This is a genomic window from Mycobacterium rhizamassiliense (assembly GCF_900157375.1).
Lineage (GTDB): Bacteria > Actinomycetota > Actinomycetes > Mycobacteriales > Mycobacteriaceae > Mycobacterium > Mycobacterium rhizamassiliense.
Genome location: NZ_LT721901.1, coordinates 1,747,731 through 1,772,268, shown reverse-complemented (window position 1 = coordinate 1,772,268; position 24,538 = coordinate 1,747,731). Strand labels below are relative to the sequence as shown.

Annotated in this window: 20 protein-coding genes; 10 read left to right on the top strand and 10 right to left on the bottom strand. The window is 68.1% G+C overall.

All coding sequences use genetic code 11. The features are described 5' to 3' along the window. Positions 1-28: 28 nt before the first annotated feature. Together MRAB57_RS08560 and rraA are read left to right on the top strand one after the other, a co-directional pair. Complete coding sequence (locus MRAB57_RS08560) at positions 29-463, top strand: Rv3852 family protein (RefSeq protein ID WP_077090480.1); 435 nt, start codon at positions 29-31, stop codon at positions 461-463. Further along, complete coding sequence (rraA, locus tag MRAB57_RS08555) at positions 463-948, top strand: ribonuclease E activity regulator RraA (RefSeq protein WP_077087181.1); 486 nt, start codon at positions 463-465, stop codon at positions 946-948. The genes MRAB57_RS08560 and rraA overlap by 1 nt, the downstream gene beginning before the upstream one ends. On the opposite strand, the gene MRAB57_RS08550 is transcribed toward rraA, so the two are convergent. Further along, entirely contained in the window at positions 945-2,414 is a 1,470-nt protein-coding gene (locus MRAB57_RS08550) for a flavin-containing monooxygenase (protein WP_077087180.1), read from the bottom strand. The genes rraA and MRAB57_RS08550 overlap by 4 nt on opposite strands. 76 nt (positions 2,415-2,490) lie before the next feature. Here MRAB57_RS08550 and MRAB57_RS08545 point away from each other — a divergent pair, with 76 nt between their 5' ends. The 3 genes from MRAB57_RS08545 to MRAB57_RS08535 all read left to right on the top strand — a co-directional run bounded on the left by MRAB57_RS08545 (position 2,491) and on the right by MRAB57_RS08535 (position 5,267). Next, positions 2,491-3,129, top strand: a complete 639-nt coding sequence (locus tag MRAB57_RS08545) for a TetR/AcrR family transcriptional regulator (RefSeq protein ID WP_077087179.1) — start codon at positions 2,491-2,493, stop codon at positions 3,127-3,129. 30 nt (positions 3,130-3,159) lie between these two features. Next, entirely contained in the window at positions 3,160-4,359 is a 1,200-nt protein-coding gene (dinB, locus tag MRAB57_RS08540) for a DNA polymerase IV (RefSeq protein WP_077087178.1), read from the top strand. A 149-nt stretch (positions 4,360-4,508) separates the two neighbouring features. Further along, positions 4,509-5,267, top strand: coding sequence for a YoaK family protein (locus MRAB57_RS08535; RefSeq protein ID WP_077087177.1), 759 nt, complete (start codon positions 4,509-4,511; stop codon positions 5,265-5,267). 10 nt (positions 5,268-5,277) lie between these two features. On the opposite strand, the gene MRAB57_RS08530 is transcribed toward MRAB57_RS08535, so the two are convergent. Continuing rightward, positions 5,278-6,285, bottom strand: coding sequence for a PHP domain-containing protein (locus MRAB57_RS08530; protein ID WP_077087176.1), 1,008 nt, complete (start codon positions 6,283-6,285; stop codon positions 5,278-5,280). 20 nt (positions 6,286-6,305) lie between these two features. Next, positions 6,306-6,737, bottom strand: a complete 432-nt coding sequence (locus MRAB57_RS08525; protein WP_077087175.1) for a hypothetical protein — start codon at positions 6,735-6,737, stop codon at positions 6,306-6,308. Positions 6,738-6,788: 51 nt separating this feature from the next. On the opposite strand from MRAB57_RS08525, the gene MRAB57_RS08520 reads away from it, so the two are divergent. Further along, complete coding sequence (locus MRAB57_RS08520) at positions 6,789-7,640, top strand: LLM class F420-dependent oxidoreductase (protein WP_077087174.1); 852 nt, start codon at positions 6,789-6,791, stop codon at positions 7,638-7,640. Between the two features lie 377 nt (positions 7,641-8,017). Here the strand turns inward: MRAB57_RS08520 and MRAB57_RS08515 are convergent, their stop codons facing one another. Next, positions 8,018-9,484, bottom strand: a complete 1,467-nt coding sequence (locus MRAB57_RS08515) for a glutamate synthase subunit beta (protein ID WP_077087173.1) — start codon at positions 9,482-9,484, stop codon at positions 8,018-8,020. Then, the gene (gene gltB, locus MRAB57_RS08510) at positions 9,477-14,060 is read right to left on the bottom strand and encodes a glutamate synthase large subunit (RefSeq protein ID WP_077087172.1); all 4,584 of its coding nucleotides are present in this window, start codon (positions 14,058-14,060) and stop codon (positions 9,477-9,479) included. The genes MRAB57_RS08515 and gltB overlap by 8 nt, the downstream gene beginning before the upstream one ends. Positions 14,061-14,552: 492 nt before the next feature. Here gltB and MRAB57_RS08505 point away from each other — a divergent pair, with 492 nt between their 5' ends. Beyond that, complete coding sequence (locus MRAB57_RS08505) at positions 14,553-15,599, top strand: MinD/ParA family ATP-binding protein (RefSeq protein WP_083743341.1); 1,047 nt, start codon at positions 14,553-14,555, stop codon at positions 15,597-15,599. Between the two features lie 16 nt (positions 15,600-15,615). Here the strand turns inward: MRAB57_RS08505 and sigI are convergent, their stop codons facing one another. Next, the gene (sigI, locus tag MRAB57_RS08500) at positions 15,616-16,500 is read right to left on the bottom strand and encodes an RNA polymerase sigma factor SigI (RefSeq protein WP_077087171.1); all 885 of its coding nucleotides are present in this window, start codon (positions 16,498-16,500) and stop codon (positions 15,616-15,618) included. A 134-nt stretch (positions 16,501-16,634) separates the two neighbouring features. On the opposite strand from sigI, the gene MRAB57_RS08495 reads away from it, so the two are divergent. Together MRAB57_RS08495 and MRAB57_RS08490 are read left to right on the top strand one after the other, a co-directional pair. Next, on the top strand, positions 16,635-17,471 hold the full coding sequence (locus MRAB57_RS08495) for an SDR family oxidoreductase (protein WP_077087170.1): 837 nt from the start codon (positions 16,635-16,637) through the stop codon (positions 17,469-17,471). A gap of 16 nt (positions 17,472-17,487) precedes the next feature. Beyond that, positions 17,488-17,937, top strand: coding sequence for a nitroreductase family deazaflavin-dependent oxidoreductase (locus MRAB57_RS08490; RefSeq protein ID WP_077087169.1), 450 nt, complete (start codon positions 17,488-17,490; stop codon positions 17,935-17,937). 166 nt (positions 17,938-18,103) lie between these two features. On the opposite strand, the gene MRAB57_RS08485 is transcribed toward MRAB57_RS08490, so the two are convergent. Next, positions 18,104-18,385: a WhiB family transcriptional regulator gene (locus MRAB57_RS08485; protein WP_077090478.1), complete on the bottom strand. Its 282-nt coding sequence runs from the start codon at positions 18,383-18,385 to the stop codon at positions 18,104-18,106. Positions 18,386-18,736: 351 nt separating this feature from the next. Between MRAB57_RS08485 and MRAB57_RS08480 the strand changes: the two genes are divergently transcribed. Further along, positions 18,737-19,528 carry a transcriptional regulator gene (locus tag MRAB57_RS08480; protein ID WP_245835876.1) on the top strand — a complete coding sequence of 264 codons (792 nt, stop codon included), beginning with the start codon at positions 18,737-18,739 and terminating at the stop codon, positions 19,526-19,528. Between the two features lie 15 nt (positions 19,529-19,543). Here MRAB57_RS08480 and eccA read toward each other — a convergent pair whose 3' ends face one another. The 3 genes from eccA to mycP are packed head-to-tail and all read right to left on the bottom strand — an operon-like array spanning position 19,544 to position 24,533. Continuing rightward, positions 19,544-21,394, bottom strand: a complete 1,851-nt coding sequence (gene eccA, locus MRAB57_RS08475; protein WP_077087168.1) for a type VII secretion AAA-ATPase EccA — start codon at positions 21,392-21,394, stop codon at positions 19,544-19,546. After that, entirely contained in the window at positions 21,391-22,929 is a 1,539-nt protein-coding gene (gene eccE, locus MRAB57_RS08470) for a type VII secretion protein EccE (RefSeq protein ID WP_077087167.1), read from the bottom strand. The genes eccA and eccE overlap by 4 nt, the downstream gene beginning before the upstream one ends. Next, positions 22,926-24,533 carry a type VII secretion-associated serine protease mycosin gene (gene mycP, locus MRAB57_RS08465; protein ID WP_083743598.1) on the bottom strand — a complete coding sequence of 536 codons (1,608 nt, stop codon included), beginning with the start codon at positions 24,531-24,533 and terminating at the stop codon, positions 22,926-22,928. The genes eccE and mycP overlap by 4 nt, the downstream gene beginning before the upstream one ends. Between the last annotated feature and the right edge of the window lie 5 nt (positions 24,534-24,538).

Below are 24,538 nucleotides of genomic sequence, written 5' to 3'. Positions count from 1 at the left end.
CGAGACCAAGCTGCGAAGGAGCGGCCGCATGGCAGACCCGCAGGATCAACCGGACAGCGCACCCAACGGCGCACCGCCGCCGGGGCCGACGCCCCCGGAGAAGAAGCCGCCCGCCAAGGTGGCCAAGAAGACGCCCGCGAAAAAGGCACCTGCGAAAAAAGCAGCCGCAAAGAAGGCGCCGGCCAAGAAAGCCCCGGCCAAGAAGGCACCTGCCAAGAGCCCGCCGCCCACGCCACCGAAGCCCCCGGTCGAGCCGCAGCATCTGGCCGGATCCAACGGCGAAATCACGGCCGCAGCCAAAGATGCGGCGGCACAAGCAAAATCAACCGTTGACGACGCCAACAATCCGGTCGCCCCGATCATCACGCCGTCGGCACCCGGCCAATCGGCGCTGCCGCTCGCGGTCGCGCTGGCGATCAGCCTGCTCGCCATCCTGCTGGTCCGCCAGCTGCGTCGCCGCTGATGAGCGTCAAATTCACGCCGACCGCCGACCTCGTCGACAGCATCGGACCCCACGTACGCAGCTGCGACGTTCAGTTCCGCCAGTTCGGCGCCCGCACGCAATTCGCCGGGCCGATCACCACCGTTCGGTGCTTTCAGGACAACGCTCTGCTGAAATCGATTCTCTCGCAACCGAATGCGGGCGGAGTTCTGGTGATCGACGGTGGCGGCTCGCTACACAGCGCGCTGGTCGGCGACCTCATCGCCGAATTGGGCCGCTCCAACGGCTGGGCCGGGTTGATCATCAACGGCGTGGTCCGCGACGCCGCCGTCCTGCGCGGCATCGAAATCGGCATCAAGGCACTGGGCACCAACCCGCGTAAGAGCTCCAAGACGGGCGACGGTGAGCGGGACGTCGAGGTCAGTCTCGGTGGGGTGAGCTTCGTCCCCGGCGACATCGCCTACAGCGACGACGACGGCATCGTGATCGTCGCGGCGGGTAGCTAAACCGCTACCGCCGCAGGCTTTTTGGAGAAATTCAGGCCCTCGTCATCGATCTTGCCGCGGCGGATCAACGGGATGTCGAGCAGGTAGTTCTGGTTCAGCCGCCACGGCGTGCGCGAGCCCTGCTTGGGTAGGTCGTCGAGCGAGCGCAACACGTAACCGGGCGTGAACTCCATGAACGGGCGCTCCTCGACGGCGTTGCCTGGGTGCTCGACGACGACGGTGTCAAAGCCCTTGTCGTCCATGTGGTTGAGCAGGCGGCAGACGTACTCCGACACCAGGTCGGCCTTGAGCGTCCACGAGGCGTTGGTGTAGCCGACGGTGTAGGCCATGTTCGGGATACCGGACAGCATCATGCCCTTGTACGCCATGGTCTTGGTCAGGTCCACCGCGTGGCCGTCGATGGTGGCGGTCGCGCCGCCGAACAGCTGTAGGTTCAATCCCGTTGCGGTAATGATGATGTCGGCCGGCAGCTCAGTGCCCGAGGCGAGCCGGATGCCGCGCGGGGTGAACCGTTCGATGCTGTCGGTGACGACGTCGGCCTTGCCGTGGCGGATCGTGCGGAACAGATCGCCGTTGGGCACCAGGCACAGCCGCTCGTCCCACGGGCTGTAACGCGGACCGAAGTGCTTTTCCACCTCGTAGCCCTCCGGAAGCTGGCGCTCGACGAAGCCCAGCAGCGTCTTGCGCATCCGCTGTGGGAACCTGCGGCAGGCCTGGTAGAGGAACATCTGCTGGAACACGTTCTTCCAGCGCACCGCCGTGTAGGCCGCCTTTTCCGGAAGCAGGCGGTTGAGCCGATCGGCCAGCTTGTCCCGTTGCGGCTGCGAGACGATGTAGGTCGGCGAACGCTGCAACATCGTCACGTGCTTGGCGCCCGAATTCGCCAGTGCCGGAACAAGAGTCACAGCGGTCGCGCCGCTGCCGATCACCACGACGTTCTTGTCCGCGTAGTCGAGGTCTTCGGGCCAGTGCTGCGGATGAATGATCGGGCCGGTGAAGTCCTCGGCCCCCGCGAACGACGGCGAATAGCCCTGGTCGTAGTTGTAGTAGCCGCTGCACAAGAACAGGAACGAACAGGTGATGGTGTCCGGCACCCCGTTGTTCTCGATGCGCACGGTCCAGCGCCGGTCCGCGCTGGACCAGTCGGCGTCGAGCACCTTCTGATTGAGCCGGATGTGCTTGTCGATGCCGTACATCGACGCCGTGCCCTTGACGTAGTCGAGGATCGGTTTGCCGTCGGCGATCGCCTGGCGCTCGGTCCACGGGCGGAACCGGAAGCCCAACGTGTACATGTCGGAGTCCGACCGAATCCCCGGATAGCGGAACAGATCCCACGTGCCGCCCATGGCTGCCCGCTTCTCCAGGATGGCGTAGCTCTTGGTCGGGCAGCGGTCCTGCAGGTGCCAGGCGGCGCTGACGCCCGAGATGCCAGCGCCGACGATGACGACGTCGAGGTGCTCAGTCATGCGGTCACGCTATCAACACACTGTCGAATTCGTCAACGGGGCGTTGAATAACTCAACTCTGTGTAAAGTAGCTGACGTGACAGCCGCCAGTTCGACCCGCACAGCGCGGGGCCGGCGTTCGACCCGACCCTCGGGCGACGACCGCGAACAGGCGATCCTTTCCACCGCCGAGCGGCTGCTGGCCGAACGCCCGCTCGCCGACATTTCGGTGGACGACCTGGCCAAGGGTGCGGGTCTGTCCCGGCCGACGTTCTACTTCTATTTCCCGTCGAAGGACGCGGTGCTGCTCACCCTCTTCGAGCGGGTGATCGTCGAGGCCGACTCCGCGCTCGAGGCCATGGTGGCCAATCCGCCCGCCGACCCGAAGACGTTGTGGCGCATCGGGATCAACGTGTTCGTCGAGACATTCGGGGCGCACCGCGCGGTGTCGCTGGCCGCCGCGGCCGCCCGCACCAACAACGATCTCGGCGAGCTGTGGTCGCGGTTCATGCAGAAGTGGGTCGGGCACATCACCACCGTGATCGAGGCCGAGCGGGCCCGTGGTGCGGCGCCGGCGACGCTGCCGGCCCATCATCTGTCGGCGGCGCTGAACCTGCTCAACGAGAAGGTGATGCTGACGTCTTTCGCCGACGAGCGGCCCTCGGTGCCCGGCGAGCAAGTCCTCGACACGCTGGTGCATATCTGGGTCAGCAGTATTTACGGCGAGGCCGGCTAACCCCTCGTTGTCGGCCAGCTATGCGAACATATGTTCGTGTCCTGCGATGCGGCCATCCTGCACGCGGATCTGGATTCGTTCTACGCGTCGGTCGAACAGCGTGACGACCCGACGCTGCGCGGCCGTCCGGTGCTCGTGGGCGGCGGCGTGGTGCTCGCGGCCAGCTACGAGGCCAAGGCCTACGGCGTCCGCACCGCGATGGGCGGCGCGCAGGCGCGAAGGTTATGCCCGCACGCCGTGCTGGTGCCGCCGCGAATGTCGGCTTACTCCCGCGCCAGTGACGCCGTGTTCGAGGTGTTTCGCGACACCACGCCGCTGGTCGAGGCGGTCTCGGTGGACGAGGCGTTCCTGGACGTCGCCGGGCTGCGCCGGGTATCCGGCACACCGGTCCAGATCGCCGAGCGGTTGCGCGCGGACGTGCGCGATCGGGTCGGGCTGCCCATCACCGTCGGGATCGCCCGGACGAAATTTCTGGCGAAGGTCGCTAGCCAGGAAGCCAAGCCGGACGGCCTGTTGCTGGTGCCGCCCGACGGGGAGCTGGCCTTCCTGCATCCGCTGCCGGTCCGCCGGTTGTGGGGCGTCGGGGCAAAGACCGCCGACAAGCTGAACGCGCACGGCATCCATACGGTGGCCGACGTCGCTGAGCTCGGCGAGTCGATGCTGGCCTCGTTGGTCGGCGGCGCGATGGGCCGCCAACTGTTCGCGCTGTCCCACAACGTCGACCGTCGCCGCGTCACCACCGGCGTGCGGCGGCGGTCGGTCGGCGCCCAGCGCGCGCTGGGCCGCGCCGGCAATCGCATGACGCCGGCCGAGGTCGACGCGGTGGTGGTCAACCTGATCGACCGGATTACCGGCCGCATGCGCGCGGCCGGCCGCACCGGGCGCACGGTGGTGCTGCGGTTGCGGTTCGACGACTTCACCCGGGCCACCCGGTCGCACACGCTGCCGTGGGCCACCTCGTCGACGCAGCCCATCCTCGGGGCCGCCCGGCGGCTGGTCGCCGCGGCGGCGCCCCTGATCGCGCAGCGGGGATTGACCCTGGTGGGCTTCGCGGTCTCAGGCATCGACCGCAGCGGCGCCCAGCAGCTGATGCTGCCGTTGGATCCAGAAGCGCCCATGGTGGACGCCGCGGTCGATCAGGTGCGGCACCGCTTCGGCAAGTCCGCGCTCACCCGCGGGGTGTTGATCGGCCGGGATTTGGGTATAGAGGTGCCGACCCTCCCCGACTGAGGGTTGGTCGTAGTTTTACCAATTCGATTCCAGCCCTTGCGGTTTCGATAATAAGAGCTTTGTTTGAGGTACCGCTCGAGCCCGGCGGGCGGCAAGGCCCGCTTGTAAGCTTGCGACGACCCGATCTTGAAAGTGAGTAACTGAACACGATGCCGCCGCCGGACACAGCCCGCAAGGGCGGCCCGCCTCGCGAAGGTCTCCTGCTCGGCTACAGTGCGGTACTCGCGCTGTCCGCCGGCTTCGTCAACGCGGTGGCCCTGCTGATCCTGGCGCTGCCGGTCGGCAACCTCACCGCCATCACCACGCAGCTGGGCATGGACACGGCCCACCCCTGGCTGTACGAAAGCCACGTGCTGGTCGCGATCCTGCTGGGCTTTCTGGCGGGCGCGGCCGTGGCGGGCGCGGTGCTCGCACCCACCCAGGCCCTGGCCGGGCCCCGCCACGCCGTCGTGCTGATGGCCGAGGCGGCGCTGCTCGTGCTGGCCGCTGCCGGCGTGGAGGAAACCCCCGTCAAGGCGCAGATCGCCGCGCTGGGCATCGAGCAGACCGCGGTTCAGGCGCTGTTCGCCGCGGCCGCCCTCGGGCTGCAGAACGGGATGACGTCAAGCTTCCGCGGGATGGCGATCCGCACCACCCACTTCACCGGGACCGTCACCGATCTGGGCCTGATGCTCGGCCGCAGCCGGCAAGACGGCATCCAGAAGTGGAAGGCCACGATCCTGGTGACGACGCTGCTGCTGTTCCTCGGCGGCGGCATCGCCGGCATCGTGTTCGGGGCCCGACTCGGTGGCTACTCGCTGCTCATCCCGGCCGCAACGTGCGCGGCCGTGGCCGCTGCCAACGTGGTGCACAGCCGCGCGCGCAGCGGTGAACCGGCCGCCGAGGCCGCCGAAACCGTGCCGGCCTGACCCGTCGCGCCTAGCCGGACCCGGTCCACTCCAGCAGTCGCTCGGCCGGCCAGGTGTTGACGATGCGGTCGACGGGCACCCCGGCGTCCAGCGCGCGCTGCGCGCCGTAGCCCAGGAAGTCCAGCTGGCCGGGCGCGTGCGCGTCGGTGTCGATGCTGAACACGCAGCCGATCTCCAGCGCCAGGTTCAGCAGCCGGGTCGGCGGGTCGCGGCGCTCGGGCCGTGAGTTGATCTCGACCGCGGTGCCGTGATCGCGGCAGGCCGTGAAGACCTTCTCGGCGTCGAACTTCGATTCGGCCCGGATGCCGCGGTTGCCGGCGACCAGCCGGCCGGTGCAATGGCCCAGCACGTCGGCGTGGCCGTCGGAGACGGCGCGCACCATGCGGCGCGTCATCGCCGGCTCATCCATCGACAACTTGGAATGCACGCTGGCCACCACCACGTCCAGGCGCTCCAACAGCTCGGGCTCCTGGTCCAGGCTGCCGTCGTCGAGGATGTCGACCTCGATGCCGGTGAGGATGCGCATCGGCGCGAACTGCTCGCGCAATCGGTCGATCACGTCGAGCTGCTTGCGCAGCCGCTCCGGCGACAGGCCGTTGGCGATCGTCAGCCGCGGGGAATGGTCGGTCAGCGCGCAGTACTCGTGGCCCAGGTCCGCCGCGGTGGCCATCATCTCCTCGATTGGCGCCGAGCCGTCCGACCAGTTGGAATGCAGATGTAGATCGCCCCGCAGCGCGGTCCGAATCTCGCCGCCGCCGAGATCGGTTGCCTCGGAACGCAATTCGATCAGCGCGTCCGGCTCGTGGCCGGCCCAGGCCTGCGCGATGACCTTCGCGGTCTTGGGGCCGATGCCCGGCAGCGTCTGCCAGCTGTTGGCCTGCCCGTGGCGCTCCCGCTCGGCGTCGGACAGCTTCTCGACGATGTCGGCGGCGTTGCGATATGCCATCACGCGTTTGGAGTCTTGCCGGCTCCGGTCCTTGTAGTACGCGATCTGTCGCAGCGCGGTCACCGGATCCATGGCTCCAGTGTGCCCGTCGGCTACAACAGCTGCCCGTACACGAAGCCGGCCAGGATCACGCTGAAGCCGCCGATCTCGCCGACGATCAACAGGGTCATGGCCAGCCCCGTTCCGCGGGGCGCGTTCTCGAATTGGTTGACGGTGTCGCGCCGCGCCCCGTGCTCGATGTAGGCGGCGATCGCCCCGACGAAGAAGAACACGACGACCATCGCCGCCGTCAGGTTGACCCACATCGGCCAGGCGCTGTATTGGACGAACACCGCGATCAGCAGGGTCGCGAAGGAATACAGCAACGCCGCCCGGTGCGCGATGTCGACGTAGGGATGCGCCCGGTGGTCGTCGGACGCCATGATCTGGCGGTACTTCCACACTCCGAGAACGAGTGCGAGCAAGAAGATCAGTCCGGCCGCCAGCAACGTGATCTTGGTGTCGAGTCCGAGTGCGCTAGTCATGGTCCGAACGAGTTTAGTTGCGCTTCATAAAGATCGACTACCTTCGGGTATATGCGATTCGCGTTCAAAACCTCCCCGCAGAACACCACCTGGGCCGACATGCTGGCCGTCTGGCAGGCCGCCGACGACATCGACGTCTACGAGTCCGGATGGACCTTCGACCACTTCTACCCGATCTTCTCCGACAGCGGCGGGCCATGCCTGGAGGGCTGGACGACGCTGACCGCGCTGGCGCAGGGCACCAAGCGGCTGCGGCTGGGCACCCTGGTCACCGGCATCCACTACCGCCACCCCGCGGTGCTCGCGAATATGGCTGCCGCACTTGACATCATCTCCAACGGCCGGCTCGAGCTGGGCATCGGCGCCGGCTGGAACGAAGAGGAGTCCGGCGCCTACGGCATCGAGCTCGGCAGCATCAAGGAGCGCTTCGACCGCTTCGAGGAAGCCTGCGCGGTGCTGACCAGCTTGCTGTCCGAACCGTCCACCAACTTCGACGGCAAGTACTACCAACTCAAGGACGCCCGCAACGAGCCGAAGGGTCCGCAGCGGCCGCACCCGCCCATCTGCATCGGCGGCAGCGGAGAAAAGCGCACCCTGCGGATCACCGCGCGCTACGCCCAACACTGGAACTTCGTCGGCGGCCCGCCCGACATGTTCGCCCACAAGCGCGACGTGCTGGCCTCGCACTGCGCGGACATCGGCCGCGACCCGAAGGAGATCACCCTGTCGGCCCATCTGCGCCTGGAGCCCGACCTCGATTACCAGAAGGTCGTCGCCGACGCGGCCGGGCTGGCCGCCGAGGGTTTGGACCTGGGCATCGTCTACCTCCCGCCGCCGCACGACCCGGCCATCCTCGAACCGCTGGCGGAGGCGATTCGGGACTCGGGACTGCTCGACGGGTAATTTCCGGGCCATGCCTGGCGTAGAACCGATTCGGTAACGCCGAGCAAACCCTTGATCAATTTTCGGTTGTGAACTGCGTGCGGTTACACCCCGAACAGCAGCAGTTCTTCAGCGGTTACCAGACGTTCGTGCTTGGCAGGAAATTCGCGGCTCTTCATCGGGTGGCGAAACCATGACCAGGCCATTCGCCCCATCCGCGTTCGAGGTAATGGGTTGACATGCACAGTGACACTCCTGCGATCGTTCCTATCAACCGGGGCTTCGTTGCGGCTTCTACGTGACGTAGCCCACAACGAATTATTAGACACCCGGGTTCTGGCAAACTACGGGAGACGCGCCGACCGATTTAACGCGTGTTTCGTGTGTGGCTAGTGTGACTACTGAAGTGGTGCGGCGGTCGGCTTGACCGGCGCCGGCAAAGCCGTGGACCCCATCAAATGCCGGTCCGCAGCGGCGGCCGCGGCCCGGCCCTCGGCGATCGCCCAGACGATCAACGACTGGCCACGGCCCATGTCCCCAGCAACGAAAACGCCGGGAACCGAAGTGTCGAAATCGGCCCCGCGGGCGACGTTGCCGCGGTCGGTGAATTTCACTTTGAGGTCGGTGAGCAGTCCCGGCTTCTCGGGGCCGACGAATCCCATCGCCAGCAACACCAAGTCGGCCTCGAGCTCGAAGTCGGATCCCTCGACCTTGACGAACTTGCCGTCCTGCATCGTCACTTCGTGCGCCTTGAGCGCGGTGACGTGCCCGTCCTTGCCGACGAACTCCTCGGTATTCACCGAGAAGACGCGCTCGCCGCCCTCTTCGTGCGCCGAGGACACCCGGTACATCAGCGGGTAGGTCGGCCACGGAGTGGATTCCGCGCGGGACTCCGGCGGCCGCGGCATGATCTCGAACTGGTGGATCGCAACCGCGCCTTGCCGGTGCGCGGTGCCCAGGCAGTCGGCTCCGGTGTCGCCGCCGCCGATGATGATGACGTTCTTGCCCTTGGCGGTGATCGGCGGCTCGCCGTCCTCGCCAAGGACGTCGTCGCCTTCCTGCACCCGGTTGCCCCACGGCAGGTATTCCATCGCCTGGTGGATGCCGTCCAACTCGCGGCCGGGCACGGGCAGGTCGCGCGCGGCGGTGGCACCGCCGGCCAGTACCACGGCGTCGAAGTCGGCCACCAGCTGCTCGGCCGTGATGTCGACTCCGACATTGACGCCGGCGCGGAATTCGGTTCCCTCGGCCCGCATTTGGTCAAGGCGGCGATCCAGGACGCGCTTTTCCATCTTGAATTCAGGAATGCCATAGCGCAGCAGGCCGCCGACGCGGTCGGCCCGCTCGAAGACGGTGACGGTGTGTCCGGCGCGGGTCAGCTGCTGGGCGGCGGCCAGTCCGGCCGGGCCCGAACCCACCACGGCGACCGTCTTTCCGGTCAGCTTGGTCGGCAGCATCGGCTCCACGAAGCCCTCGTCGAAGGCGTGGTCGATGATCTCCAGCTCGATCTGCTTGATCGTCACCGGTTCCTGGTTGATGCCGAGCACGCAGGCCGGCTCGCACGGCGCGGGACACAACCGCCCGGTGAAGTCGGGGAAGTTGTTGGTGGCGTGCAGCCGCTCGATCGCGTCGCGCCACCGGCCCCTGCGCACCAGGTCGTTCCATTCCGGGATCAGGTTGCCCAGCGGGCAGCCGTTGTGGCAGAAGGGAATACCGCAGTCCATGCAGCGGGTCGCCTGCTCACGCAGGGTGTCGTCGTTGAAGTCCTGGTAGACCTCTTTCCAGTCCTTCAACCGCAGCGGGACAGGCCGGCGCTGCGGCAGTTCCCGGTGCGTGTACTTCAGGAAGCCGCTTGGATCAGCCATGTGCGGCCGCCATGATCGCTTTGTCGACGTCGGCTCCGTCGCGTTCGGCCTGCGCGATCGCCTCCAGCACCTTCTTGTAGTCCCGCGGCATCACTTTGGCGAAATGCCTTTGCTGGCCGTGCCAGTCGGCCAGGATGCGCTGTCCGACAGCGGAATCGGTGGCATCGACATGCGCCTGGATGACGCCGTGCAGGAAGTCGATGTCTTCGGAATCGAGAGTCTCAAAATCCACCATCTCGGTGTTCAGGTTTTCGGGCAGTTGCTCGTCCGGGTCGTAGACGTAGGCCACGCCGCCGGACATGCCGGCCGCGAAGTTCCGTCCGGTGTGGCCGAGGATGACGACCCGGCCGCCGGTCATGTATTCACAGCCGTGATCGCCGACGCCCTCGACCACCGCGTGGGCGCCGGAGTTCCGGACCGCGAACCGCTCGCCGACCACGCCGCGCAGGTAAACCTCTCCGCTGGTCGCGCCGAACAGGATCACGTTGCCGCCGATGATGTTTTCCTCGGCGACATAGTTCTGCGGGGCATCGTCGGACGGGCGCACCACGATCCGTCCACCGGACAAGCCCTTGCCGACGTAGTCGTTGGCGTCGCCGTACACGCGCAGGGTGATGCCCTTGGGCACGAAGGCGCCGAAGCTGTTACCGGCCGAGCCGTCGAAGGTGATGTCGATGGTCCCGTCCGGCAAGCCTTGGCCACCATACGCTTTCGTCAACTCGTGACCGAGCATGGTGCCCACGGTGCGGTTGACGTTGCTGATGGTGGTGGAGAACCGGACCGGCTTACCGGAATCCAGCGCCTCGCGGCTCATCACGATCAGCTGTTGGTCCAGCGCCTTGTCCAAGCCGTGGTCCTGACGCGAGCTGCAGTACAGGTCCTGGTTCATGAACGCCGACTCGGGCTCGTGCAGCACCGGGCTCAGGTCCAGCTTGTGCGCCTTCCAGTGCGCGCGGGCCAGCGTGGTGTCCAGCGAGCCCACCTGGCCGACCGCCTCGTTGAGGGTGCGGAAGCCCAACTGCGCCAGGTATTCCCGGACTTCTTCGGCGATGAACATGAAGAAGTTCTCGACGAACTCCGGCTTGCCGGTGAACCGCTCACGCAGCACCGGGTTCTGCGTGGCTACGCCGACCGGGCAGGTGTCGAGGTGGCAGACCCGCATCATGATGCAGCCCGCCACCACCAGCGGGGCGGTGGCGAAGCCGAATTCCTCGGCACCCAACAATGCGCCGATCATCACGTCGCGGCCGGTCTTGAGCTGGCCGTCCACCTGAACCACGATCCGATCGCGTAACCCGTTGAGCAGCAAGGTCTGCTGCGTCTCGGCCAGGCCCAGCTCCCACGGGGCGCCGGCGTGCTTCTGCGACGTCAGCGGCGTGGCACCGGTGCCGCCGTCGTGGCCCGAGATGAGCACCACGTCGGCGTGCGCCTTGGACACCCCCGCGGCGACCGTGCCGACGCCGTTCTCGGACACCAGCTTCACGTGTACCCGCGCCTGCGGGTTGGCGTTCTTCAGATCGTGGATCAGCTGCGCCAGGTCCTCGATCGAGTAGATGTCGTGGTGCGGCGGCGGCGAGATGAGGCCGACACCCGGCGTGGAGTGCCGGACCTCGGCCACCCACGGGTAAACCTTGTGACCCGGAAGTTGGCCGCCCTCACCGGGTTTCGCCCCCTGGGCCATCTTGATCTGGATGTCGCTGCAGTTGGTCAGGTAGTGCGAGGTGACGCCGAACCGCGCCGAGGCGACCTGCTTGATGGCGCTGCGGCGCCAATCGCCATTGGGGTCGCGGTCGAATCGCTTGACATCCTCGCCGCCCTCGCCACTGTTGGAGCGGCCGCCGAGGCGATTCATCGCGATGGCCAGCGTCTCGTGCGCCTCGGCCGAGATCGAGCCGTAGCTCATGGCGCCGGTCGAGAATCGCTTGACGATCTCGCTGGCGGGTTCGACCTCTTCCAGCGGAACCGGGGGCCGCATATCGCCGCGGAATTTCAGCAGGCCGCGCAGTGACGCCATCCGCTCGCTCTGGTCATCGACCAGGCGGGTGTAGTCCTTGAAGATCTTGTACTGGCCGGTGCGGGTGGCGTGCTGCAGCTTGAACACCGTCTCGGGGTTGAACAGGTGGTACTCGCCCTCACGGCGCCACTGGTAGTCCCCGCCCACCTCCAGCTCGCGGTGCGCGCGCTCGTCCGGCCGGTCCAGGTAGGCCAGCTTGTGCCGCGCGGCCACATCGGTGGCGACGTCCTCGAGGGTGATGCCGCCGGTCGGGCACACCAGCCCGGTGAAGTACTCGTCGAGCACGTCCTCGGAAATCCCGATCGCCTGGAACAGCTGGGCGCCGGTGTAGGAGGCGAGCGTCGAAATGCCCATCTTGGACATGACTTTCAGCACGCCCTTGCCGGCGGCCTTGACGTAGTTGTTCAGCGCCTTGTCGCGGTCGATGCCGTCGATGACGTCGCGGTCGAGCATGTCCTCGATGGACTCGAAGGCCAGGTACGGGTTGACCGCGGCGGCGCCGCAGCCGATCAGCATCGCCATGTGGTGCACCTCGCGGGCATCACCGGACTCGACGACCAGCCCCACGTGGGTGCGGGTCCGGTCGCGAACCAGGTGGTGGTGCACGCCGGCGACGGCGAGCAGCGACGGTATCGGCGCCATCTGCTCGTCGGAGTCGCGGTCGGAAAGGATGATCACCCGGGCGCCGTCGGCGATCGCGGCCGACGTCTGCGCGCGCACCTCCTCCAGCGCTGCGGTCAGCCCGGCGCCACCCTCGGCGACCGGGTACAGACAACGAATCACCTTGGAGCGCATGCCATGTGCGCGCCCGTTGATTTCGTCGTCGGGATTGAGGTTGATCAGCTTGGCCAGCTCGTGGTTGCGCAGAATCGGCTGACGCAGCGCGATCTGGTGGCAGGACTTTTCGTCCGGGCTGAGCAGATCACGCTCACCGCCGGTGGTGCCCTGCAGGCTGGTCACCACCTCCTCGCGGATGGCGTCCAGCGGCGGGTTGGTCACCTGAGCGAACAGCTGCTGGAAGTAGTCGTAGAGAATGCGGGGACGCTGCGAGAGCACCGCGACCGGGGTGTCGGTACCCATCGACCCCAGCGGCTCGGCACCGGTGCGCACCATCGGCGCCACCAGCAGGTTGAGCTCCTCGTAGGTGTAGCCAAAGGCCAACTGCCGCATGACAAGTCGCTCGTGCGGCATCCGCACGTACTTACCCTGCGGCAACGATTCGAGCGGGACAAGGTTCCTGTCGAGCCACTCCTGGTAGGGGTGCTCGGCGGCCAGCTGCGCCTTGATCTCCTCGTCGGCGACGATGCGGCCCTGCGTGGTGTCCACCAGGAACATCCGGCCCGGCTGCAGCCGCATCCGCTGCACGACCTTCGACGGGTCCAGGTCCAACACGCCCGCCTCGGACGCCATCACCACCAAACCGTCATCGGTGACCCAAATCCGGGATGGGCGAAGGCCATTGCGGTCCAGCACCGCGCCAACGATGGTGCCGTCGGTGAACGTCATGGAAGCCGGGCCGTCCCACGGTTCCATCAGCGAGGCGTGGTACTCGTAGAAGGCACGGCGGGCCGGGTCCATCGTCTCGTTGCGTTCCCAGGCCTCGGGAATCATCATCAGCACCGCGTGCGGCAGGCTGCGCCCGCCCAGGTGCAGCAGCTCGAGCGCCTCGTCGAAACGCGCGGTGTCCGACGCACCCGGCGTACAGATGGGGAACAGCTTGTCCAGGTCCTCGACCGCGCCGAAGACGTCGGTCTTCATCAGCGCCTCACGGGCCCGCATCCAGTTCTCGTTGCCCGTGACCGTGTTGATCTCGCCGTTGTGGGCGATGCGCCGGAAGGGGTGCGCCAGCGGCCAGGACGGGAAGGTGTTGGTGGAGAAGCGGGAGTGCACGATGCCCAGCGCGCTGGTCATCCGATCGTCTTGCAGGTCAAGGTAAAACGCCTTGAGCTGTGGGGTCGTCAGCATGCCCTTGTAGACCATGGTCTGGCCGGACAGGCTTGGGAAGTACACGGTTTCGCGGCCCGGCCCATCCTGGCCCGGACCCTTGGTGCCCAGCTCGTGCTCGGCGCGCTTGCGTACCACGTAGCAGCGGCGCTCGAGGGTCATGTCGGTGGCCCCGGTCAAGAACACCTGGCGGAAGGTCGGCATCGCGTCGCGCGAGAGCGCGCCCAGCGAGGAGTCGTCGGTCGGCACGTTGCGCCAGCCCAGCACCGTCAGGCCTTCGGCTTCGGCGATCTTCTCCACCGCCGCGCAGGCCGCCGCGGCGTCCTTGGACGACTGCGGCAGAAACGCGATGCCCGTGGCGTAGCTGCCCGGGGCGGGCAGCTCGAAGTCCACCACCTCACGCAGGAAGGCGTCCGGGACCTGAATGAGGATGCCCGCGCCGTCACCACTGCGTGGCTCGGCACCCTGGGCGCCGCGGTGTTCCAGGTTGACCAAGGCGGTGATCGCCTTGTCGACGATGTCGCGCGTCCGCCGGCCGTGCATGTCGACGACCATGGCTACCCCGCACGCGTCGTGCTCGAACGCAGGGTTGTACAACCCAACGCGCCTGGGCGTCATATGCACCTGCCTCTTCACCAAAACCTGCTGCGCGGCCGTTTTTTCTCGCTCCGACGGGGCCGCACCCAGAGGTTGCGGGCTGAGGCCCCTTCGGACTTGTCGATAGGCTGTCTCCCAGACGGAAAGTGATCCGGCTAGGGAATCGTCCGTGCGGCGCTGAACGGTGGCGTGTACCCGGTCTCGACAAGTCGTAAAACGATATGACAAAAACCGCCTGACATGCCAACTTCGTCAAGTCTAACCTGCGGGCTTGCTGCGACGTAAATTCGCTGCAGAAGGGCATCGCGCGCTCACCGACGCGCAGGTCAACCGGCGAAAATCCGGCGGAACCGCGGCGGCCCCGGACCGCCCCACAGCAGCGGTGCCAAGCGCCTCCGTTTGCTCGGGTGCGACCCGCGGATACCCCTGAATGGTGCGGCGGGCCGTGACCGATACTGGAGCTCCGTGCGATCGGCCACACGCGACGATCGATCGGCCGGCACTGAGGAGCCCATGAACGAGCGCGACGAATTCCTGCGGGACCGTCTGCAGCCCGGCGCCCCCGCGCCCGAAGGTGACCAGCCGCAGGATGCGCCGCAGCCGCGTCCAACGCCCCCGCTCGCTACACCCGCCACACCGGCGGCCGCACTTCCCGACAGCGGCTGGCGGCGCATCCTGCGGCTGGTCACCTTCGGGCTGATCACGCTGGGTCCGTCACTCGCGCAACGCCAACAGGTCGAGTACGAGGCCGCGATCCGGGCGGGCCTACGCGGCACCCACAAGGTCGGCGTGCTGGGCAAGGGCGGAGTGGGAAAGACGTCCGTCGCCGCCAGTGTGGGGTCGCTGTTCGCCGAGCTGCGGCGGCAAGACCACGTGGTCGCCATCGACGCCGACACCGCCTTCGGCCGGCTGAGCAGCCGCATCGATCCGCGCTCGAGGGGTTCGTTCTGGGAGCTGACCGCCGACAAGAATCTGGAGACGTTCACCGATGTGGCCGAGCGGGTGGGCCGCAACCCGGTCGGCCTGTACGTACTCGGCGGTGAACCTGCCTCGGGCCCGCGCCGGGTCCTCGATCGCGCGATCTACCGGGAGGCCGCGTTGCGGCTGGACCGCCATTTCGCGATCTCGGTGATCGACTGCGGGTCGACGATGGATTCGCCCGTCACCCACGAAGTGCTGCGCGACCTCGACGCGCTGATCGTGGTGTCCTCGCCGTGGGCCGACGGAGCCTCCGCGGCGGCCCGGACCATGGAGTGGCTCTCGGATCAGGGCCTGACGGACTTGCTGAACCACACCATCGTGGTCCTCAACGATTCCGACGGCCATGCCGACAAACGCACCCGCGCGTTGTTGGCGCGCGAATTCGTCGATCATGGGCGGCCGGTGGTGGAGGTTCCCTACGATCCCCACCTGCGGCCCGGCGGCGTCATCGATGTGAGCAACGAGATGGCGGGCCCGACGCGACTGAAATTCCTGCAGATCACCGCGACGATCGCCGGGTACTTCGCGGCCCGCACGGGCCGGGACCGGTCGCGCCGTGCGCCGGCCGACGAGAGCTGAAGCGGCCCAAGGTGATTCACACCTCTGCGGCACGGGCCGCGGGGTCGGCGACCGCCTCGATCTTGGTGACCAGGCCGCCCCGGATGGTCAGCACGATGGCCGCGAACAGCCGGCGTTCGGCAAAGGCCAGCACGACGGGTTGGCCGGCGGGGCCGCTGACCAGCGTCACCTCCGGGCTCAGGTAGCGCATCAGGTTGGTGGCCACCGCCGCTGGGCCGTGGTTGATCTGCGGGGGCGGGGCCGGCTCGGCGATCACCGTGCCCACCCCCCACACCGTCGGGTCGAGCACGGCGGTCAGCGCGGCGATGTCGCCGTTGGCGCACGCGGTGATGAATGTCTCGGTGACGAGCTGGTGCTCGGCGGGCGTCACCTCGCCCAACTTCGGTTGTGCGGTAGTGAATTTGGATCGGGCCCGGCGCGCGAGCTGGCGGCACGTGCCGACCGGGCGGCCCACCGTTTCGGCGATGGCGTCGAACGGGACCCCGAAGACGTCGTGCAGCACGAAGGCCACCCGCTCCCCCGGGCTCAGCCGCTGCAGGACTTCCATCAGCGCGCTGCGCACCTCGTCGTCGAGGGTGACCCGATCGGCCGGGTTGAGGGCCGGCGACGGGTCGGCCGGGACGTCGCGCTCCTCGTGGCCTGGCCTGCCAAGCCGTTCGTAGCGGGTTCGCGCCGAGCGCACCTGGTCCAGGCACAGCCTGCTGGTGACCACCGTGAGCCAACCCCGGATGTCGTCGATCTCGTCGTCCGGCACCCGGGACAGGCGCAGAAAGGCCTCCTGCGCAACGTCTTCGGCGTCACCGACGTCGCCGAGGATTTGGTATCCGAGGTTGACCAGGTAGGGACGGTGCCGGCGCCATGCCTCGACGACCTGATCGCTGGGCGGGTGTGACTGCTTCATGGATCACCGACGATCTGCTGCCGGAAAAAGTTACGCACCTCGACTGTAACTTCTCCCGCGCCGCGGCCGTCGTTGCTGCAGGGCTCATCCAAGAGCGCCTCGAAGACATCCGTCATCCCAGGAGGAATCACATCATGACGATCGTCGTCACCGGAGCGACCGGCAATGTCGGGCGCCCTCTCGTCGCCGAACTCCTCGCCGCGGGCGCCGCGGTGCGGGCCGTCTCCCGAACGCCGGATGCGGCGGCGTTTTCGCCGCGCGTCGAAACCTTCGGGTCGGTGTCCGCCGCGCTAGCGGGCGCCTCGGCGGTCTTCCTGAATTCCCGCGCGCTCGGCGATGAGCTATCCGACGTGGCGGCGCAGTGCCGGCGCGCCCGGGTCAGCAAGCTGGTCGCGCTGTCGGCGATCAACGCCGACGACGACTTCTCTCGGCAGCCGTCGCGATTCCGCGGGGACCGCAATCGGGAGGTCGAACAGGTCGCGGTCGAGTCGGGCCTGCCCTGGGTGAGCTTGCGGCCCACCGTCTTTGCGACCAACTTCGCCGGCATGTGGTCGGCGCAGCTGCGCGCCGGCGACGTGGTTGCCGGACCGTACGCGGCGGCGTCGACCGCGCCGATCGCCGAGATCGACATCGCGGCGGTCGCCGCGCGTGCGCTGCTCACCGACGAGCTTGTCGGCCAACGCATTCCGTTGACCGGTCCACACGCGTTCACCAACACCGAGTTGGTGGGCGTCATCGGCGCGGTGCTGGGGCGCCCGCTGCGGTATCAGGAGATACCCGCGGGCGTGGTGCGCCAACGATTCGTCGACCTGGGTTTCGGCGCACAGTTCGTCGACGCCTACACGGCGATGCTCGCCGAGACGATCGACCGGCCCGCCCTGGTCACCCACGACGTGGAAAAGATCCTTGGCCGCCCGGCCCTGCCCTTTGGGCAGTGGGTGGCCGAGCACCGCGACCTGTTCACCGACTAGACCAAGGAGCCCCGACATGTCCGATCCGCTTCCGCCGCGCTACCTCAAACCCATGAACCGGGTGATGATGGCCGTGCAGAAACTCGGTATCCCCACCGGCCCCGCGATGGTGCTGACGGTGCCCGGCCGCAAGTCGGGCCGACCGCGCAGCACCCCCATGACACCGTTCCAATTCCGGGGCGGGCTCTACGTGGTGGCGGGCTACCCGGGTGCCGACTGGGCGGCTAATGCCCGCGCCGCCGGCAGCGGCACGCTGGCCCGGGGCCGACGGTCCCGCGAAGTCAGGATCGTCGAGCTGACCGCCGACGAAGCCCGCCCGGTGCTGCGAGCGTTTCCCGACAACGTGCCCGTGGGCGTCTCGTTCGCGAAGCGCTCGGGAATGGTCCGCGATGGGACCGCCGACGAATTCGAGGCGCTGGCCGGCCGGCTCGCCGTCTTCCGCTTCGACCCGGCGACGCCCCGGTAAGGCAGGCGTGCGAAACAGCGCGAGAAATTCCGCTCATTTCTCGCGCTGTTCACGCCGGCCCGGCTCGCGTTGTGCGAGCCCAAAGATGATGCCGCGCAGGGCTTTTCACCTTTCCCGGTCACCGTGGGGCCGCTGACCCCTCAAATCAACGGCCGGCAACCGAGGGTTAGGCCGATTTCGCTGCCGCGCGCACCGGGTATCCGTTGCGCTCGGCCAGAGATCGGAGCTGGCCCAGTGCGAATGTTCGCCCTCGGCCGCCTTCGGGGATGAAGACGCCGGCCCACAGCCCTTCCGCGCCAGGCGCCTGCACCGCGTCACGCGCGCACTGCCACCGGAGCGGACACGCCCGGCAGAGGGCCTTGGCCTCGCTGTCGGGAGCCGTCGTCCAACGATCGGGGTCCGTGGAGCACACACCCAACCAGGGGTTGTAAGGAGCTATTGCGGTCATCACCACGTCCCTCCATGAAGCGTTGCGTTCCTACGTCCTACGCGAGTCACGCTATAGCACTAACCGTTGCATTGCAACAGTTAGCCGATGAGCGTTCGGGTCGTGTCGCGGGCCAATGCTTCGTCACGCAGGCGAGTAGGCGCATGAATCCGCAGTTGAGCGCAATACGGGGGGCTGAAATAGGCCCGAGGCAGAGCCGTGGCGATGCTTCGGTTATGCCGCGACGCATCTTCCGGAAAAGTGTTTATTGAACCGTAGCGCTGCGATAGGATTGCCGAAGTGCGGCGGTTCGAACCCCGAGGGCAGACAGCCCGCCGTCGCCTAGACCTCACGAGCAAGGACCCGCCGCGTATGCCCAGTCCCCCATCCTCTGCCCGCTCCGGCGGACCGGGCTTTGGCGGGGGCCGGGACGACACCATCGAGATCGGTGAGTCGGACCCCGGCCTGATCCGCGCCGGGGCCGCCGCGGCCGCACGTCGTCGCGAACTCGACATCAGTCAGCGCAGGCTCGCCGCCGAGGGGATCATCAACGCCGGCGCCCTCATCGCGTTCGAGAAGGGCCGCAGCTGGCCGCGCGAACGAACCCGGGCCAAGCTCGAGAAGGTGCTGCGCTGGCCGACCGGGACCATCGCGCGAATCCGCCGCGGCGAATCCGCCGCCGACGAGGCCGCCGCGGAGGCTGCGCGTGACGACTCCGACCCTGCCGACGATGGTGCGGCGTCGTTGCTCGGGCAGGCGGTCGTCGCGGCCGTCGACAGCTGCACCCTGGCCATCGCCGCGCTGCCGCCGGGCGACGATCCGGAATTCACCAAACGCGCGGCGCCCATTCTCGCCGACTTGCGCCACCTCGAGACCATTGCCGTGCGCGCAACGCGAATCAGCCGAATAACCCCGGAATTGATCAAAGCCCTCAGCGCTGTGCGCCGCCATCGCGACGAACTGACGGCACTCGGCGCCAAAGCCCCGGACGCGCCTCTCGCGCAACGTTTATATGCGGCCCGCCGGCGGGCGAGCCTTTCCACCGGAGAAACTGCCCGTGCGGCTGGCGTCGACGAAGAAATGATCATCCGCGCCGAGGCCGAGCAGCCGGTGCCGGCTCATGTCGTGGACGCGATCGAGACGTTGATCGCCCACATCAACTGACTCGGGCGGACCCGCTCAGAGCGCTATCGGCACGTGCTTTTCCTGGCACGCGTCTTTGACCGCGGCCACCATGTCCGGGGCGCGCAGCGTCTGCAGGTCCTCCACGGTCACCGAGCCCTTGTCGGTGCGATTCCGGGCGGCCACCCGCGAGTCGCGCAGCCGCTCCGCGCGCTCCACCACGTTGCGGGCGAACCGCCCGTTTTGCATGACGTCGACGCCATGCGTGCCGTCGGGCGCGCGGAAGGCGCGCAACGTCGCCGTCGCGGTCTTCAGCGCCTCGGCCGCGGCCGGCTCCAAAATCGTCGCGCGCGGTTTGCCGTACCGGATCGCGATCTCCACCAGCTCGGTGGGCGTGTAGGACTCGAACCGCAGCTTGCGGTTGAACCGGCCCGCCAGACCCGGGTTCACGGTGAGGAATTCGTCGACTTCCTTCTCGTACCCGGCGCCGATGAAGCAGAAGTCGAACCGGTGCACCTCGAGGGCCACCAACAACTGGTTGACGGCCTCCATGCCGATCATGTCCGGCCGGCCGTCCTGGTGGCGCTCCACCAGCGAATAGAACTCGTCCATGAACAGGATGCGGCCCAGCGAGCGGCTGATCAGCTCGTTGGTCTTCGGGCCCGACGCCCCGATGTGCTCGCCGCAGAAGTCGGAGCGCTTGACCTCGATGATCTCCGGATGGCGCACGATGCCGAGCCCGGCGTAGATCTTGCCCAGCGCCTCGGCCGTGGTGGTCTTACCGGTTCCGGGCGGCCCGACCAGCAGCATGTGGTTGGTCTGGCCCACTACCGGCAGGCCGGCCGCCAGGCGCAGCTCCCGCACCTCGATCTGGTCTTCGAGTTCCGCGACCGCGCGCTTGACCTCGGTCAGCCCGACCTGATTGTTGAGCAACGCGCGGCCCTCCTGCAGGAGTTCACCGCGGCGCTCCTTGTGCTCCTCTTCCGCGCGCTGCTGCTCCGACAGTTCGGTGGCCACGTCCCATTTGTCGGTCCGCGTCTTGATGGCGTCCTCGTCGGTGACCACCAGCTGCAGCGTGGGGTCGGCCAGCGCCTGCTTCGCGGACTCGATCAGGGCGCCGTTGATCGTCGCCTTGGACAGCCAAACCTGCGCCTTGGCCTCGTCGCCGAGCTGGCGATGCGCCATCCCGCGCACGTAGGCCAGGTCGGCCGCGATCAATGGGAAGTCGTTGGGATCGACTGCGGTGACGGCGGTCTCGAGCTGCTGGCGACGGGACTCGGTCGAACCGCCGTATCCGCTGCGCAGCTCGACGCGGTCAGTCCACTCCAGCGCGACCCGCGCCTGACCGAGATGCGCCGCGGCGTGCGCCGCCAAGGTACAGGTCGCCGCGGTGACCGCCGACATGATGATGGCCTGGGGCGGCAAGATGGTCGCCGCGACGGCGATCACATCCGGCCAGCGCTGCGTCGCGAACATCAGGTACGCCTCGATGTACTGCTTCCACTGGTGGTTCTCCCAAGTGTCCAGCAGCGACGAATCCCCAAGCAGCGCTCCGGCTTTCTCGTACTGCCGGTCGTCGATGAGGGCGCTGGCCAGCGCCAGCCCGGCGTGCGAGGCCTCGGTCACCGCGATGGACAGGTACGGGCCCGCCTTGATCGGCGCCGACAGGCGCGCGCCGATCCGGTTGGTCTCCCGATGCAGCCGGCTGCCGTATTCGTACAGCTGCTGCACGGTCGACAACGTCTCGTCGCCCGCGGCGATCCGGCCCAGCCACGCGTCGGCCATCGACGGATCGATCTCGGTCGCCTCCCGAAAACGCGCGGCGGCCGAGCCCGAGTCGGTGTCGAGCAACGACATCGCCTGGTCGAAATACTTGCGTGCGGCAGCGGGTGTAGTGCTGCTGGTCATGGTGTGTCTACTGCTTCCAGCTCAGAAGTTCGCAAAACCATCGGTTCCGACGATACGTAGCGATTCTCGGCGCGGAACAGCTCGACCTCCACGACATGGGTCTGGCCGGCGGCCCGCACCTCGACCGTCGCCGGCCCGATCTGCGTGATCAATACGTTGGCGGTGCCCCGATACGGTTCGCCCGGTGATCCCACCGAGATCAGCGTGTTGGGGCGGGGCGCGGGCGACAGCGTGCCGTCCACCACGCTGACCGTGGTGCCCGAGGCCGGCTTGGCCTGGCCGGTCACCGCGATGTCGGGCATCCGAACGCTGTTCCAGCGCTGCATGTTTCGCGTGTGCACCGTGATCCGCTCGCCGGCACCGGCCAGCCGGATGACGAACCGCTTGGCCAGCGCGTCCTCGGCGGCGATGTGCACACGGCTGAACTCGCCGGCATCGTCGAACGGCAGCAGCATCCGGTTGCCGCCGGCGACCTTGCCGAGCAGCACGCCCGACGGCCCGATCGGCACGACGAGCGGGCCCCGCAACACCCCGCGGCGGATGCCGCGCAGCGCCGGCAGCGGCCCGCACAGGTTCGCGGCCAGCGCCTGCAGCTGCTCGCCCCGCAACGTCCGCAGCATCAGGTTCAGCGGCACCGTCGGCGGCTGCGCGGTGCGCGCCGTCACGGTGGCCGTCGCGGTCCCGTCGGCGAAAAGCGTGACGTTCTGCACGATTCCGTCCGCACGCGCCGACCACGCCTGCGCCAGCGCCTCCGCGTTGATGTCGGCGGGCCGGTACCAGTAGGTCGTCAGCCAGCCGGTCTCACCCCGGACCGAACGCCAGCGCCGGCCGGACGTGTCAAGCGCCGCGCGGCCCAACCGCCGCTCCATCTCGACGATGTCGGTGGCGGTGGCGACTTTCGCGCGCACGCCGTGCTGGCGCATGGCCGCGCTGATTCGCTGGGCCGCGGCGAGCGTAGCGGTGCCGACCGAGGTACGTCCGCTCAGCGCCTCCGCGTTGCCCAGCGCCGAAGTCCTTACGATCAGCCAGGTTTCGCGCTGACCGGCATACGGCGGGGTGCCGATCAGCGTGTCGTACACCCGCGGGTAGTCACCGGTGCTGCGCCGGCGCGCCCCGGCGGTGACGACGCTGATCGAACCCAGCTGCAGACCGAGGCTTTGCCGCAGCAGCGGGATCAGTTCGGTGAGGTCGAAGGCGTTCGCGGTGTAGGTCGACGTCGACCCGGTGAAAAGCGTTGGCGTATGCGCCTTTCCGAACAGCTGGACGGCGGCGACCGCGACGCCGTCCTGGTACCGGATGCCACCGCCCGCGCGGTCATTGGCGACGGTGAGCGGCTCGCTCCAGTGGACGGGTCGGCGGCGCCGGAACCACAAAATCATCCAGGACCAGATCGGCTGGCCCCGCCACCGGACGACGCCGACGATCAGCCCCAGCACCAAACCCACCGCCAGACCGATGTATTGGCCGACGGCCCAGCCGGTGAGGGCGGAAAGAAAGATGCCGACGATGATCGTCAGCTTGGTGCCGCTGGTCATCGTTCCCGCCGCGCCCGGACGATCAGCGAGACCACCGCTATCGCGGCCGCCAGCACACCGGCGAAGACCAGTGCGACGTTGCGGGCGCGGTGATCCGGCGGTGGTGGCGGCGGCAACGGGTGCACGATGCGGCTCGCCGCCGCGGGCGGAAGCCGGTCGCCCGGAGGCACATCGAACGTCAGCGCGGCAACCGGATCGACGACGCCGTAGCCGACCTGATTGTCGACGCCTCGCGGCGGGTTGTGCGCCGTCTGCAGGATGCGGTTGATGATCTGATGCGCGGACAGGCCCGGGTACTTGGCCCGCACCAAGGCGGCGACGCCGCTGACGTACGCGGCCGAAAAGCTGGTGCCCCACAACGGCATGTTCTTCTCGCCCGGATGAATCGGCGGATAGGCGTTGACCGGCCCGCCGGTCTCGGGGGACAGCCCCATGACGCCGACGCCCGGAGCCGCAGCGGCCACCCACGGCCCGGCGAGGCTCTTGCTGATCGGCGCGCCGGTGTTGTCGACCGCCCCCACCGACAGCACATAGTCGGAGAACCACGACGGCGACGACACCGTCTTCACCTGATGCCAGTCGCGCGGATCCGAGGCATTCAGTGGGTCGAACGACGGATTCTGCGCGCAGCCGTCCTCGCTGTCGTTGCCCGCGGCCGCGACGACCACCGCGTCCTTCACGGTGGCCGCGTACCAGACCGCGGCACCGATGGCGCCCTGATCGAGCGGATCGGCGGCCGAAACACACGCCGTCACACTGACATTGATCACCTTGGCACCCATGTTGGCGGCATGCACGATCGCGCTGGCCAGCGTGGCGATGGTGCCCGCCTTCTTGCGGCCCTCCATGTCACCGCCACCACCGGGATTCACCGGTTCGAAGGCCCGGGACGACTGCCGGACGGAAATGATCACGGCGTGCGGCGCGACCCCGACCACTCCATCGGGCGCGCCCGGCGGCAGCGGCGGCACCTCGGGGTCGTCGGGTTGCCCGGACACGGGATCACCCGGCCCGTTCGACGGCGCGTCCGGTGGCGGCGGCGGCGGTGGCGGCGCCACCCCGCCCGGCGGCGGCGGCGCGATGTCGGTCGGGGGCGGACCCGCCGGCGGCGGGAACGCCGGGGCGCTGGGCATCGGGGCCGGCATCGGATTGCCTTGGGGCGCAGCGCCTATCAGCGACGCCACGATGGTTCCGTGCGCGTCGCAGTCGGACAGGCCGTCGCCGCCCATGATGTAGTCGCCGCCCGCGACCACCGGCAACCGGCGGCTGGGGTTGATCCCGGTGTCGATGACGGCCACCGGCACCCCGTTGCCCGTCGAGTACTGCCAGGCCTTGGCGACGTTCAGCATCGTGAAGCCGGGTGCCGTCAGGCCGACGTTCGGGTCGGCGACGGTGATCGTGCGCGCACAGGCGAAGGACTGGCGCATGGGCTGATCCGACGCGGGCTTGCCGTCCGCGGGGACTCGGCCAGGGTCCACCATCGGCGGCGGAACTGCGTGCGCCGCAGGAAGACTCGCGACCATCCCAACGAGAAGACTGGTCATCGCGATCGCAGCGGCGCGCTGCGTCGCAGCCAGTAGAGCACCCCGAGCCGCGTCAGCCATCCGGG